The following is a 13,845-nucleotide window of genomic DNA, read 5'->3' on the forward strand; positions in this document are numbered from 1 at the left end:
GTCACGCGGACTCGCGTCCAACGCGCGTGGTCAGCCAGTAGCGGTCCGAACGGTACAGGGAGGCGCAGTACTCCACCGCGTGGGCCCCGCTGCGCGCGAACCTCGCGATGTGGAGCAGCGCGGTGCCAGGCGCGACGTCGAGAAGCGGGGCGTTGGCCTCGGTGGCGCTGGCGGCGGTGACGGTCTGCTCGGCCTCGGTGATGGGCAAGCCGTAGCGGGTTTCCAGCAGCGAATACACCGACTGCTCCACGTTGTGCGCCAACAGATCCGGCACGAGCTGCGCGTTGTACCAGGCGTGGTCGACCGCGTAGGGCTCACCGTCGCCCAGTCGCAGGCGGCGCAGCTGGATGTGCGGGGTTTCTGGCGGCGTGCCGAAAAACGCGGCGACCTGCGGCGGGGGTGGTGCGGTGGCGGCCCGCAAGATTTCCGACGCCGCGTGCACCCGCTGCTGCGCCATCTCCTCCGAGAAGCTGGCCAGGTGCAGCCGGCTGACCAGGGGAGAGGGGGCGACGAATGTGCCCTTGCCGCGCACCCGGCGCAGCTTGCCGGCGGCGACGAGATCCCCGATGGCGCGGCGCACCGTGATGCGCGAGACCCCGTATTCCTCCTCCAGGGTGCGCTCCCCGGGTAACAGATCGCCGGGGGCGAGTTCCTCGGCGCAGCGGCGCTCCAAAAGCGCCCGCAGCTGGGCGTGCTTTGGGATTGGGCCGTCGGTGATCATACTTCCACCCTACTCCGGTGGTTATGACCAGTCCACCGCTTTTGTACGGAGTCGACAGAGGCGGCCGCGGGCGTAAGCGACAAGGTAGAGTAAGCATTTGTGATTGATCTGAAGTTTCTGCGCGAAAACCCTGACGTTGTCCGCCAGTCCCAAACCGCCCGCGGCGAGGACCCGGCCTTAGTAGATCAGCTCATCGCTGCCGATGAGCAGCGCCGCAGCGCCATCCAGGCCGCCGACGAATTGCGCGGCGAGCAGAAGGCCTTTGGCAAAAAGATCGGCCAGGCCTCCCCGGAGGAACGCCCCGCCCTGCTGGAGGGCTCCAACGAGCTGAAGGCGCGCGTGAAGGCGGCGGAAGCCGCGCAGGCGGAGGCCGAAGCGAAGGTCAACGAGCTGCAGTACAAGATCCCCAACCCGATCCAGGGCGCGCCCGCCGGCGGCGAGGAGGACTTCGTCGTCCTTGAGCACGTTGGGGAGGTGCCGGAGTTCGACTTTGAGGTCAAGGATCACCTCGACCTGGGTGAGGGGCTCGGCATTATTGATATGAAGCGCGGCACCAAGATCGGCGGCGCCCGCTTCTACTACCTGGCCGGCGACGGCGCCTGGATGCAGCTGGGCATGCTCATGCTGGCCGCGCAGAAGGCGCGCGAGGCGGGGTTCAAGGTGATGATCCCGCCGGTGCTGGTGCGTCCGGAGATCATGCAGGGTACCGGCTTTCTCGACGAGCACGATGAGGAGATCTACTACCTCGAGCGCGACGACATGTACCTGGTCGGTACCTCTGAGGTGGCGCTTGCCGGGCTGCACCAGGACGAGATTATTGACCTGGATAACGGCCCGCTGCTGTACGCCGGCTGGTCCTCCTGCTTCCGCCGCGAGGCGGGCTCCTACGGCAAGGACACCAGGGGTATTCTGCGCGTCCACCAGTTCGACAAGCTCGAGATGTTTGCCTACTGCAAGCCGGAAGACGCCGAGGAAATGCACCAGAAGCTGCTCAGCCTGGAGCGCGAGATGCTCGCCGCAGTAGAGGTGCCCTACCGCATCATCGACGTCGCCGCGGGCGACCTTGGCTCTTCGGCAGCCCGCAAGTTTGACACCGAGGCGTGGGTGCCCTCGCAAAACACCTACCGTGAGCTGACCTCTACCTCGAACTGCACCACCTTCCAGGCGCGCCGCTTGAACATCCGCTACCGCGACGAAAACGGCAAGACCCAGACTGCCGCCACACTCAACGGCACCCTGGCCACCACCCGCTGGCTGGTGGCCATCCTGGAGAACAACCAGCAAGCCGACGGTTCCGTCCGCGTGCCGGCTGCGCTACAGCCGTGGGTGGGCAAGGAAGTGCTTGAGGCGTAGATGAGCATGACCTCCCGCGCCATGAAGAAGCTGCACGGCCTGCTGGTACCGGCGGCCTTCACGCAGCCTGCCGCGCACCCGGAGGAGTCAAAGGAACGGCTTTACCCCTTCACAGTGCGCCTGTTTAAGCGGCTGTTGCAGCTACAGCGCATCAGCGTGCGCATCGAGGGCGCAGAGCACATCCCCGCCCGCGGCGGGGCGGTCATCGCCGGTAACCACACCGGTTACTACGACTTTATGCTCACCGGCACCGGTCCGTTGGTACACGGCGAGCGCCTCGTGCGCTTTATGGCCAAGCAAAGCGTGTTTGAAAAACCCGTGCTCGGGCGCATCCTGCGCGCGATGAAGCACGTGCCGGTGGATCGGGAAAACGGGGCGTCGTCAGTCGATGCGGCGGTGCGCAACGTTCGCGACGGGTACCTCGTTGGCATCTTCCCGGAAGGCACCATCTCGCGCTCCTTCGAATTGGCAGACTTCAAAACCGGCGCGGCGCGCATTGCGGCGCAGGCAGATGCGCCGCTGATCCCCTGCGTGATCTGGGGTTCGCACCGGATCTGGACGAAGGACCTGCCGAAACAGCTGCGCGGCGTGCCGGTGATCGTGCGTTACGGCGCCCCGGTCGAGGTTTCCGGCGATGCGGAGGAAGACACCCGCCGTCTGAAGCAGGCGATGCAGGCCATGCTCGAGCAGTCCCGCGCCGAGTACGAAGAGGAATTCGGCCCCTTTGCCCCCGGTGACAAGTGGGTGCCGGCATCTCTGGGCGGCGGTGCCCCCACGCTGGAAGAGGCGGCCGAGCTCTATGAACGTGAACGCGCGCAGCGCAAGGCGAAGAAGGCTGCAAAGCAAGCGAAGAAAGGCACCTAACCCATGCACGCTCCCCAGCTCATCATCAGCGACATCGACGGCACCTTTATCACCCCGGCTGGCCGGGTGACTCCGAGGCTGCGCGACGTGGTGGTCCGCGCGGTGCGCTCGGGAGCAAAGTTCGCCCTGGCCACGGGCCGGCCGCACCGCTGGCTGCTCCCGGTCTTGGACCAACTGCCGATCGCACCCGCCTGCGTTTGCGCCAACGGCGCGGTAGTCTACGACCCGGTCGAGGACACGGTGCTGCGCTCCTTCGAACTGGCGCCGGATACCATGGCGCGCGTCGTCGAAGCGATCGACGAGACGCTGCGTCCCTTGCAGATCCAGCACGGTTACGGAGTGGAGCGCGTGGGCCAGAGCGCGCTCGACCCGGAGGAGGAGTGCTTCCTCACCACGCCCGAGTACAACCGGGACGCTTGGGACACCGCCTTTGGCGTCGGCACTGTTGCCGAGATCACCGCGCAGCCCGCGGCGAAGCTTTTGGTCCGCGCGCCTCAGCTGCAGTCCGCGGAAATGTTCGACCTGCTCGCCCAGGTGATCGAACCGGAGGACGCGCACCTGACTTACTCCATGGACGAGGGGCTCATTGAGCTCTCGCACCCCGGCATCAATAAGGCCAGCGGCGCGTCGGTGCTGGCAGCCGAGTACGGCATCGACCCCTCGCAGGTCGTGGCGTTCGGGGACATGCCTAACGACCTGGAGATGCTCGCCTGGGCCGGGATGGGCGTGGCGATGGCGAACGCTGCGCCCGCCCTGTTGGACGCCGCAGACGATGTCACCGCCTCCAACGAGGAGGATGGGGTGGCGCAGGTGCTGGAGCACTGGTTCTAAATACAATTGGCGGCATGTCTCTCATTGCGGCCATTGACCAGGGCACAACCTCCACCCGCGTGGTGATCACCGACACCGACGGTGGCGTCGTCGCCCAAGCACAGTTCGAGCACACCCAGCACCTGCCGCGCGAGGGCTGGGTAGAGCACGATGCGCTGGAGATTTGGCGCAACACCCGCCGCGCGCTGAGCGAGGCGCTTGCCGACGCCGACATCGCGGAAGCAGACATCGCCGCCCTCGGCCTGACCAACCAACGCGAAACGGCCGTGATCTGGGAAAAGGCGACGGGTGCCCCGATCCATCGCGCGATCGTGTGGCAGGACACGCGCACCAACCCGGCCCCGGGGACCGGCTCCGCCCAGGACGCCTACCTGGATCGCACGGGCCTGTTGCACAACTCTTATCCTGCGGGCCCGAAGTGGGCATGGATTTTGGACCACGTGGACGGCGCCCGCGAGCGCGCCGAGGCCGGGGAGCTGCTCGCCGGGACGATCGACACCTGGCTGATCTGGAATCTCACCGGCGGCGCCCACGAGCCGGACAACGCCGTGCACGTCACAGACGTGACCAACGCGTCGCGCACCCTGCTGATGGATCTGCGTACCCTCGAGTGGGACCCGAATCTCTGCCGCGAGTTTGGGGTGCCGGAGCAGATCCTGCCGGAGATTCGTCCCTCGGTGAGCCGCTTTGGCACCGTGCGCCGCCGCGGGCCGCTCGCGGGCGTGCCAATCACGGGCGTGCTGGGCGACCAGCAGGCGGCCCTGTTCGGGCAGGGGTGCCTGGCGGAGAACCAGGCGAAGATGACCTACGGCACCGGCCTATTCATGCTGCTCAACACCGGCGAGCAGCCGCGAATTAGCAACCGCGGTCTGCTGACCACGGTGGCCTACCAGATCGAGGGCGAAGCCCCCGTTTACGCGCAGGAGGGCTCGGTGGCCGTCGGCGGTTCGCTGATCCAGTGGCTGCGCGACCAGCTCGGGATGCTGCGCACCGCGGCCGAGTCGGAGACCCTCGCGGCCCAGGTGGACACCTCGGGCGGGGTAGTCATCGTCCCGGCCTTTTCCGGCCTGTTCGCCCCGCGCTGGCGCCCGGACGCCCGCGGCGTGATTACCGGCCTGACCCGCTTTGTGGATCGCCGCCACATCGCCCGCGCCGCGCTCGAGGCCACCTGCCTGCAGGCGCGCGAGGTCGTGTGCGCAATGGGTGGCGAGCCGAGCGCGCTGCGCGTCGACGGCGGGATGACCACCAACGATCTGCTCATGCAGATGCAGGCCGACATCCTTGGCATCGACGTGCAGCGCCCGGCGAACACGGAAACCACCGTGATGGGGGCCGCCTCAGCGGCAGCCATTGGGTGCGGGCTTATCGACGCCCCGTTGTCGCTCGGCGAGACCACCACCTGGAAAAACACGTGGGCCGGCCCCGAAAGGGACCGGCTTGTGGCGCGGTGGGAGGACGCGGTGCGTCGCTCCTACGATCTGGCCTAATCGCTGCTTAGTTGGTCGTGATGTGCACCGCGTTGTGCACCGGATTGTAGGTAATGGTGCCGCCCTGGAAGGTGACGACAGCGGTGCCGTCACCAAGCGTGCGCTCGCGTGACGTCGGCATACCGAGCGGGCCAGCGTCCATGCCCTGCTGCAGCCAGGCGTCGGCAATCTTGCCCGCGAGGGTGAAGATCTGGCCCTGGCGATCCTGAATGCCGATGCCGCTCTTGTAAAAGGCGTAGGTGCGGCCGCCGACCTGTGGGCCGCCAACTCCGGCGACGAGCGCGCCGAGCGTCGGCTCGAACTGGTACCACACGTTGGCTAGGTCCTGCTTGCCAATCGTTTGCAGCGCCGGGCCGATATACGGGGTGATCTGCTGAACCGTCAGGCCAGGTATGAGCTCCATGCCGGCGACCGACTTTGCGCCGCCGGGCAGCATGCCGCGGGAGTTGGCGTACAGGATAACCAGGCCGAGCAGGGTGCCGGCCGCGGCAGCGATCGCCACGGCGTCGCCGGAAGCGAGACCGGACAGCGAGATGCCGCTGGTCTTGGTGCCTTCGGCGGGGCGGACCACGGTTGTGGTGGTGCCGTCCTCGTTGACTACCGTGTCAGTTTCCGTGTCGCTGCCGCTCGAGCCTAGGGCGGAGGAGAGGTCGCCGACGGTGGTGTCGGTGGCTTCCACATCTTGGTTGTCCGTATCGGTGCCGGTGGTGCCGCCCAAAAGGGAGTCGACGATTCCGCCAGGCCCGCGGGAACCACCGAGGCTTTGGTACTTGGTGTTGGCTACGCGGCGGATGTCGCCCATCCGGTTGTAGAGGTTCTGGCCCGGGCAGGCGTTGTAGTGGAAGTCGCGGTGCGCGTTGATGTTGGGGAACATCGCGCCCTGGCCTGCCGAGTAGCGGGAGCCGCGGAAGTTGAAGTCGGCGTAGTGGTAGTTCGAGCCCATCGGGTCAAAGCCAGCCACGGCCGCCTTCCAGCCGATGATCTCGCCCATCGCGTTCACACTAGCGGTGGTGGGGGTGGCGGTTTCATAGTTGCCCAGCATGGACACGCCCCACGTGTTCTGGTTGAACCCGCCGACGTGGGCACCCTCCACGGCGCGGTCCAGGCCGCCTGCGCGGCCCTCGTAGATGTTGCCGTACTTATCCACCAGCGCGTTGTAGCCGATGTCGCCCCAACCCAGGTTCCGCGCGTGGTACGTCCAGATGCCGCGCACGATGCCGGGGGCCTGCGCCTCGGTGTAGTTGTTGGAGCCGGCGGTGTGGTGGACCGTCGCCGCAGTCACGGGCTCGGTGTAGGTGGGGTTCGACGATGCGCCTGCGCCCCACTGCGCGCGGGAGACCACCTTGGGCATGCCTCGGGTGTAGGAGTCCGCAGCCGGGGCGATGCCGCCGGAGTTACCGGTGCCGCCGTCGAGGAAGACGGCCTCGATGTCCTTTGCGGTGGTCGGCGCGTTGGAGTCGGTGCGCCCGCCGTCGAGCAGGTCCACGTTGCCCGTGGAAACCTGGATGCGCTTGGTGGGCTCGACGAAGATCGGCTCGGTGCCGAAGGTGTCGCTACCAGTGTTGTCGGCGTGGTCCATCTCGTACCACTCGGACCAGGAGCCGTCTGCCTTTTGTGCGCGCACGTAGGCGACCACGTCGCGGTCGCCCTTCCAGGTCAGGCCGAACATGGTGAACTCGCGGTCGCGCGAGAATTCCTTGACCACGCGGCGGACTTCCTTCTCGCCGCCCTGGGTCTTGACGGCGGCGTCGTTCACCGTGGTGTCGTTGCCCGATGCGAACGAGGCGGTATCGGTGTACACCTCTTTGTCCGGGCCGCCGACGGATTGCACTCGCAGGATGTGGTCGCCGCTGAACGCGGCCGTGGCGACCATTGCCACGGTCAGAAGTGCGGCCAGGATTGCGGTACGCCAGGGCGCGGTCCGGGTGGACGCCCTGTTCAAGCGTTTACGTTGGTACACGGGAGGACTCCTGGATATTGCTGGGGCAAATGTGAAGAAAGTTATCTGTTGTGCAGTGTAGAGGAAGTTCAAGTCTAAAGTAAGTCTTGAGACTTTCGGCGTGTCGTGGGGCGGGCTCAGGCCGCGTATATGTGGAAAGATTGAGGCCATGACTTATGACCTCATCGTTGTCGGATCCGGATTCTTTGGGTTGACCGTGGCCGAGCAGGCCGCGAGTGAGCTGGGCAAACGCGTGCTGATCGTCGAGAAGCGCGAGCATCTCGGCGGCAACGCCTACTCGGAAAAGGACCCCGACACCGGCATTGAGGTGCACAAGTACGGCGCGCACCTCTTCCACACCTCTAATAAGCGGGTGTGGGAGTACGTGAACCGGTTTACCGAGTTCACCGACTACCAGCACCGCGTCTTCGCCATGCACGACGGCACCGCCTACCAGTTCCCGATGGGGCTCGGCCTGATCAACCAGTTCTTCGGCCGCTACTACTCGCCGGACGAGGCCCGCAAGCTCATTGAGGAGCAGCGCGAAGGCAAGGACCCTGAGGCCGCCACCAACCTGGAGGAGCGCGGCATCGCGCTGATCGGCAAGCCGCTCTACGAGGCCTTTGTGAAGCACTACACCGCCAAGCAGTGGCAGACCGACCCCACCGAGCTGCCGCCGGAGATCATCTCGCGCCTGCCTGTTCGCTACACCTTCAACAACCGCTACTTCAACGACACCTACGAAGGCTTGCCGGTCGACGGCTACGCTGCCTGGTTGGAGAAGATGGCGGAGCATGAGCTTATCGACGTCCGCCTGTCCACCGACTACTTCGACGTCCGCGACGAGCTGCGCGCCGAATCCCCGGACGCCCCCGTGGTCTACACCGGCCCGGTCGACCAGTACTTCAACTACGCCGAGGGGCACCTCGGCTGGCGCACCCTCGACTTCGAGCGCGAAGTGCTGGAGACCGGCGACTTCCAGGGCACCCCGGTGATGAATTACAACGACGCGGACGTGCCGTACACCCGCATCCACGAGTTCCGCCACTTCCACCCGGAACGGCAGGATAGCTATCCTGCCGATAAGACCGTGATCGTGAAGGAGTACTCCCGCTTCGCCGAGGACGGCGACGAGGTCTACTACCCAATCAACACGCCCGAGGACCGCGAGAAGCTAAAGAAGTACCGCGAGCTCGCCGCTGAAGAATCCCGCGAGAACAAGGTCCTTTTCGGCGGCCGCCTGGGCACCTACCAGTACCTGGACATGCACATGGCTATCGGCGCGGCCCTTTCCCTGTTTGATAACCACCTGCGCCCCCACTTTGAGGACGGGGAGGCGCTGAACCAGGCGCGCGGGCACTAAGGGTCCGGCACCCCGCAGTATTCCTTTAGGTAAGGCAATCCTATATAGTCTGCAGGGTGAGTTTTAGGCCTTTTCTTGCAACCGTCCTCCGTAGTGAACGCGTCGCGCCGAATTTCCAACGAGTGACGTTCACCGGGGTCGATGCAATGGGGCCTGCCGTACCCATCAGGGATTTGCGCATCAAGCTGCTGATCCCGTCTGCCAGCGGAATGCTCAACCTCCCAGAGGAAGGATGGTGGGACGCGTGGCGTGCGATGCCGGAGCACGCGCGCGGGCACCTCCGTACCTACTCGATTCGAGAGCTCCGACGATGCGCCGACGGCCCTGATGAAATAGATGTGGACTTTGTTCTGCACAGTGACAACCCCGGCCCCGCCTCGGCATGGGCGGAGGACGCGCAACCTGGCCAGCAGCTCCTGATAATTGGGCCGACCCGCGACGATGATTCCGGTGTTGGCATCGAATTCAATCCGGGGTCTGCAGCAATGGCATGCCTCTATGGTGACGAAACCGCGCTTCCAGCAATAGCCCGCATCTTGGAGGATTGGCCCGGGGGCCTCGCCGGGTCTGCTGACATTGAGGTACCGGCCGGCAACCACTTGCCCATCGACGCCCCTGCGCAGGTCGACGTCCGCTGGCACTTCCGCGAACACCACGACGTCGACCACGGGGATTTACTGCGTGCACAACTGCAAGACGATGTCGCATCCCGCTGTGCCTCAGTATCTTCGGGAGCTGGAAAACTAGAGCCAGTTGATGAGGCCCTCCTCGACATGGTCTGGGAGACACCCACGTACTCCAGCGGTGGTGAATCTATCGCCCCCGCTTCGGATGCTGCAGGGCATACCTATTACTGGATCGCGGGGAAGAACACGGCAGTGACGGCGATGCGGCGGCTCCTGGTGAAGGAGGCGGGTGTGCCTCGCCACCACGTGTCGTTTATGGGGTACTGGCGATAACGGGGTTGCAGTGTGAATAAACGTGTAGGGCTTGTCGCTTTCCTTGCGGCTTCCACCGTGTGCGCAGCATTAGTGTCGCTTCTGTTCGGGGCGCGCGAAATGGGGTTCGCGGCAACGGTGAGCGCGGTTCGCGACGGAATCACGCTGGCGTTCTCGGGAGGCACCGAACAACTCGAGGCGGCCAGCGACGAGGCGAAGATCATCGCACAACTTCGAGTTCCGCGCACCCTGCTCGGCCTGTTGGTAGGGGCAGCGCTAGGTACAGCGGGGGCGCTGCTGCAGGGCCACACCCGCAACCCGCTCGCAGACACAAACCTGCTGGGCGTAGGGCCCGGTGCGGCGCTCGCAGTGGCGGCAGCCATTTCCTTTCACGGCTCCATGACGGTATTGGGCACTGTTGGGGTGGGCTTCCTCGGCGCAATACTCGCGGTGGCTCTCGTGTTCGTACTCAGCATGAGGAGCCTGGGATCGAGCCCGATCATGGTCGTGCTCGGTGGTTCTGCGCTGGGCGCGGTCTGTAGTGCGTTTACCAGTGGCATCGTGCTGACGAATACGCAAAGCCTCAACGAGATGCGGTTTTGGACGGCGGGCGCTATCGCTGGGCGCGACATGCAGGTGGTCGCGGTGCTTGCCCCGGTCATTCTCCTCGGACTAGTGGGGGCCTTCGCCACGGCAAACAGGGTGAACCTCCTGAACTTGGGAGACGACGTGGCAAGCGCACTTGGTGTGAGAGTCCCCCTCTCGCGAGCCGTGGGCATCGTCTTGGTCGCATTGCTGACTGGCGCCGCGGTGGCTGGGGCGGGCCCAATCGGGTTCGTTGGCCTGGTTGTTCCGCACCTTGTGCGCGCCTTCACCGGGCCCGATTACCGCTGGGTGCTGCCCTGCTCCGCGCTGGCTGGGGCCTCGCTACTCTTGCTTGCCGACGTCATTGGCCGCGTCATCGCACGGCCCGGCGAATTGCAGGTGGGTATCACGCTCGCCTTTGTTGGTGCCCCGTTCGCCCTGTACCTCTTGCGTAAAGGGGCGAAACTGTGATGCGGGTTTTCGTGACGAATGGTGTCCTTGCGGTGTTGGCTCTCGCCGCGGCCCTTGGGGGTGTCATGGTCGGAGACTTCGAGCTTACGGTCCGGGATATTGTTTCTGCGCTCATGGGCCAAACCACGGAATTGGCTCGTACGGTGATTATTGAGTGGCGTCTGCCGCGGGTAGTGACAGCTTTGGGAGTAGGAGCTGCGCTGGGATTTGCGGGGGCGATCTTCCAGACCATCACGAGGAATCCATTGGCGAGCCCAGACATTCTGGGCGTCACCTCGGGTGCCTCCGCTTTCGCGTTGACTGCGTTACTTGCTGGTGGAAGCTCCGGAATGCTGCTGCATCTTCTGGGGGTCCCGCTCAGTGCGTTCCTCGGTGGATTGGCAGTGTCTGCGGCAATCTGGTGGCTGAGTCGTGGTGCGGGGCTTGGCTCTTTCCAGCTTGTCTTTGCCGGGATCATCATCAATGCACTCGCGATGGCTTACACCTCGTTCCTACTCGTTCGCGCCGATTATCGTGACGTGGGCAAGGCGCAGGCGTGGGTCACTGGCTCGGTGGGTTCTGCTAGCTGGCGCGATGCCCTCGCCGTACTTCTTGCGTTGGCAGTCGTCGTTCCACTCTTGCGCTGGGTAGCCTTCAATCTGCAGGCGCTCTCGCTCGGTGAAGATACGGCTGCTGGCCTCGGGGTGGAGCCCCGGCATATGCAACTCATCCTCATGCTCATGGCTGTAGTGCTGGCATCGGTGGCCGTCGCGGCGTCTGGCCCGATAGCTTTCGTGGCGTTTGTTGCGCCACAGATCGGACGCAAGATCACACAAGCAGCAACGCCGCCTTTAGGAACAGCGATGCTCGCTGGCGCGGCGATTGTGACTGGCGCTGACTTAGCAGTGCGCACCCTGGTGCCCGGGAAATTGCCGGTGGGCATAGCTACAACTGCGATTGGTGGCGCAGTGCTGCTCTACACACTGCTACGCGCAACACGAAAGGTGTCCGTATGATGCTTCAGGTTCGAAATCTCAAGGTGAGTTATGGGGCTTCCGTCATCGTTGACGGCATTGATCTCGACGTGCCCCAAGGCGGCGTCACCACAATCATCGGACCCAACGGTTGCGGTAAGTCAACGCTGTTGCGAGCTACCGCTGGGCTTATTGCGCGCGATGGCGGCACGGTAACGCTGAACGGCGTGGACACGTCGAAAATGAAGCGGCGAGAGATTGCGCGTCAGCTTGCAGTACTGCCACAGACACCTGTCGCCCCCGAGGGGCTGACGGTCCGTGACTTGGTCAGCCGCGGACGCCACCCGCATCAGTCCTGGCTACGACAGGCCTCTGCGGAGGATGCGCGTGCGGTTGATGCAGTGATGGAACTGACCAATATTGCAGAGTTTGCAGATCGTCAGCTCGAGCGGCTTTCTGGCGGACAGCGCCAGCGTGCCTGGATCGCGATGGTCTTGGCCCAGGACACTCCGCTCGTGTTTTTGGACGAGCCGACGACGTACCTCGACTTGTCCCACTCCGTCGAGGTCTTGTCGCTTGTACGTCGACTCGCTGATCAGGAGGGGCGAACTGTGCTTATGGTGTTGCATGATTTGAACCTCGCCGCACGCTACTCGGATCAGCTCATCGTGATGCGGCGTGGCGAGGTTCGTGCGGTCGGTGCGCCTGCCGAGGTGGTCACGGAGACTTTGCTGAACAGCGTTTTTGATCTGCCGGCAGTCGTGGCGTCGGACCCAGTGAGCGGTGGCCCACTGGTCGTTCCCCGGTAGACGCTGCGTCCCCGCGAGGCTTAGAGTTGCTCTTCGATTTGCTCGACTGCGTACGGGATAGAGAGGGGGTTTGGCATGCTCATTGCGTTGGCTGTATCGGTGTCGAGCCAGTAGAGTCCGCCACGCTTGTTGACATCAAGGTCCATGAAATTCTCGTCGTTCTTTAGCGCATCGATTGCGCCGTAGTAGTCCAGCACGAAGAGGTAGTCCACGTCGTTGAAGTCGGCGTAGTTCTCAGGCGACCAGTCGAGGAAGAAGCTGGAACCATCGCCGTTGAACTTTTCTGGGATCTTGAAGCCAAGCTTTTCAATGAAGGAGCCGCGGCCGTCGCCCGAGGTGTACACGCCGAACTTCCCGTCGTAGGGCATGCCGATTACGGCTGTTTTGCCCTGCAGCTCGGGGTGCGCTTCGCGGAAATCTTCAAAGGCCTGCTCGGCGTCGTCGATAAGTTTTTGGCCCTCTTCCTCTTTGCCTAAGGCCTTGGAGATCTCCTTGACCTGTGCGTCCCAAGGCACCTGCCAATCCTGGTACTCATCCGAGTGGAAGGTCGTCGGTGCGATCTGTTCGAGCAGTGCCTTCTTGTCGGCCTCGAGGCCGCTGTTGACTGCGATAATCTTTGTCGGGTTCAGCGAAGCCACTTTTTCGGCAGTGTCGGTGCTGAATTCGGTGGTGGTATCACGGATCGGGTTTGGCTCCACCGTGAGCTTGTCCTTGGCCCACGGTCCAAGTCCGGAGGGATCGCCCGAACCCTCTTGTTCCCAGGTGGCATAACCGACCGGTTGGTCGCCCAGGGCAAGAAGCGTATCGACGTCGCCGAGACCCATTGCGACGATGCGCTCGTCTGACCCGTTGGCGCCGGAAGCTTCGGGAGCGGCCGTCGGATCGCCCGTGCCGCTCGAGCAGCTGGCAAGCATGAACGCTGCGGTGGCAGTGGCTGCGATTGCCTTGAAGGGACGAGAGGTAAAGAGAGCCAAGGTTGCACCTTCCGTAGATGGTTAAAGAATTTCGAGTTAGGCTTACCTAACCTAACGAAAGTATTCTAAGGCATGCCTTGCCTCATGGGCAATGTCTGTCTACGCGTTTGGAACGGGGGCAACACACATCGAGTCGCTGTGTGCGAGCAGCGCGTACAGCGTCGTGAAAGCGGCCATCCACAGGGAAAGCCGTACAACGTGTCTCGTTTTCTAGATCAGGCAGCGATATGACTGCTAGCGCTGGCTGTACGGGTTATCGTCGGGGCTGCCGAACTCGCGCTGGTAGTGCGCGTCCCAGTCGAATCCCGCTTCTTCGCGGTTTTCCAGATGCAGGGGATCGGCAGGTGCCTCGTCGCTCTCCGACTGGGCCGAGCGAATCAACAGCACCACCCCGACGAGCACGGCACCGATCGCAGTGAACACGCCGATCGAGCCGGAGAGGAACACGACGGCAAGCCCGGCGACGACAATCGCCAGGATGCCAAGCAGAAGATCCATCTTGGAATTGTTCATGGCACCGAGTATCCCGGCGCTTCGCGCATCCGGCAAGGACGCCG

General features: G+C 64.1%; 13 protein-coding genes. 9 read left to right on the forward strand and 4 right to left on the reverse strand.

Annotated features, from left to right (window positions below):
* Position 1: 1 nt before the first annotated feature.
* Positions 2–721, reverse strand: coding sequence for a GntR family transcriptional regulator (locus M3G14_RS09410; RefSeq protein ID WP_259926274.1), 720 nt, complete (start codon positions 719–721; stop codon positions 2–4).
* Positions 722–820: 99 nt separating this feature from the next.
* Here M3G14_RS09410 and serS point away from each other — a divergent pair, with 99 nt between their 5' ends.
* Genes serS through glpK form a run of 4 tightly spaced genes read left to right on the forward strand, consistent with a single transcriptional unit; the run spans position 821 to position 5,256 of the window.
* Positions 821–2,074, forward strand: coding sequence for a serine--tRNA ligase (gene serS / locus M3G14_RS09415; protein ID WP_259926276.1), 1,254 nt, complete (start codon positions 821–823; stop codon positions 2,072–2,074).
* Between the two features lie 6 nt (positions 2,075–2,080).
* On the forward strand, positions 2,081–2,938 hold the full coding sequence (locus M3G14_RS09420) for a 1-acyl-sn-glycerol-3-phosphate acyltransferase (protein WP_259926277.1): 858 nt from the start codon (positions 2,081–2,083) through the stop codon (positions 2,936–2,938).
* Between the two features lie 3 nt (positions 2,939–2,941).
* Positions 2,942–3,769 carry an HAD family hydrolase gene (locus M3G14_RS09425; protein WP_259926278.1) on the forward strand — a complete coding sequence of 276 codons (828 nt, stop codon included), beginning with the start codon at positions 2,942–2,944 and terminating at the stop codon, positions 3,767–3,769.
* 14 nt (positions 3,770–3,783) lie between these two features.
* On the forward strand, positions 3,784–5,256 hold the full coding sequence (glpK, locus tag M3G14_RS09430) for a glycerol kinase GlpK (protein ID WP_259926279.1): 1,473 nt from the start codon (positions 3,784–3,786) through the stop codon (positions 5,254–5,256).
* 7 nt (positions 5,257–5,263) lie between these two features.
* On the opposite strand, the gene M3G14_RS09435 is transcribed toward glpK, so the two are convergent.
* Entirely contained in the window at positions 5,264–7,216 is a 1,953-nt protein-coding gene (locus M3G14_RS09435; protein ID WP_259926280.1) for an N-acetylmuramoyl-L-alanine amidase, read from the reverse strand.
* Positions 7,217–7,364: 148 nt separating this feature from the next.
* Here M3G14_RS09435 and glf point away from each other — a divergent pair, with 148 nt between their 5' ends.
* From glf to M3G14_RS09460, 5 genes are read left to right on the forward strand one after another with little or no spacing between them, the layout of a single operon-like run.
* The gene (gene glf, locus M3G14_RS09440) at positions 7,365–8,558 is read left to right on the forward strand and encodes a UDP-galactopyranose mutase (RefSeq protein ID WP_259926281.1); all 1,194 of its coding nucleotides are present in this window, start codon (positions 7,365–7,367) and stop codon (positions 8,556–8,558) included.
* A gap of 56 nt (positions 8,559–8,614) precedes the next feature.
* Positions 8,615–9,517: a siderophore-interacting protein gene (locus M3G14_RS09445; protein WP_259926282.1), complete on the forward strand. Its 903-nt coding sequence runs from the start codon at positions 8,615–8,617 to the stop codon at positions 9,515–9,517.
* Between the two features lie 12 nt (positions 9,518–9,529).
* On the forward strand, positions 9,530–10,552 hold the full coding sequence (locus M3G14_RS09450; RefSeq protein WP_259926283.1) for an iron ABC transporter permease: 1,023 nt from the start codon (positions 9,530–9,532) through the stop codon (positions 10,550–10,552).
* Positions 10,552–11,547, forward strand: a complete 996-nt coding sequence (locus M3G14_RS09455; protein WP_259926284.1) for an iron ABC transporter permease — start codon at positions 10,552–10,554, stop codon at positions 11,545–11,547. The genes M3G14_RS09450 and M3G14_RS09455 overlap by 1 nt, the downstream gene beginning before the upstream one ends.
* Entirely contained in the window at positions 11,544–12,314 is a 771-nt protein-coding gene (locus M3G14_RS09460; RefSeq protein WP_259926285.1) for an ABC transporter ATP-binding protein, read from the forward strand. Before M3G14_RS09455 ends, M3G14_RS09460 begins: the two co-directional genes overlap by 4 nt.
* 20 nt (positions 12,315–12,334) lie before the next feature.
* On the opposite strand, the gene M3G14_RS09465 is transcribed toward M3G14_RS09460, so the two are convergent.
* Both M3G14_RS09465 and M3G14_RS09470 read right to left on the reverse strand, forming a co-directional pair.
* Positions 12,335–13,288 (reverse strand): iron-siderophore ABC transporter substrate-binding protein, encoded by a 954-nt coding sequence (locus tag M3G14_RS09465; protein ID WP_259926286.1) that lies wholly within the window; start codon positions 13,286–13,288, stop codon positions 12,335–12,337.
* 234 nt (positions 13,289–13,522) lie between these two features.
* On the reverse strand, positions 13,523–13,801 hold the full coding sequence (locus M3G14_RS09470; protein ID WP_259926287.1) for a hypothetical protein: 279 nt from the start codon (positions 13,799–13,801) through the stop codon (positions 13,523–13,525).
* Positions 13,802–13,845 lie beyond the last annotated feature (44 nt).

This window comes from Corynebacterium sp. p3-SID1056 (genome assembly GCF_025152525.1).
In the GTDB taxonomy this organism is placed as follows: Bacteria; Actinomycetota; Actinomycetes; order Mycobacteriales; family Mycobacteriaceae; genus Corynebacterium.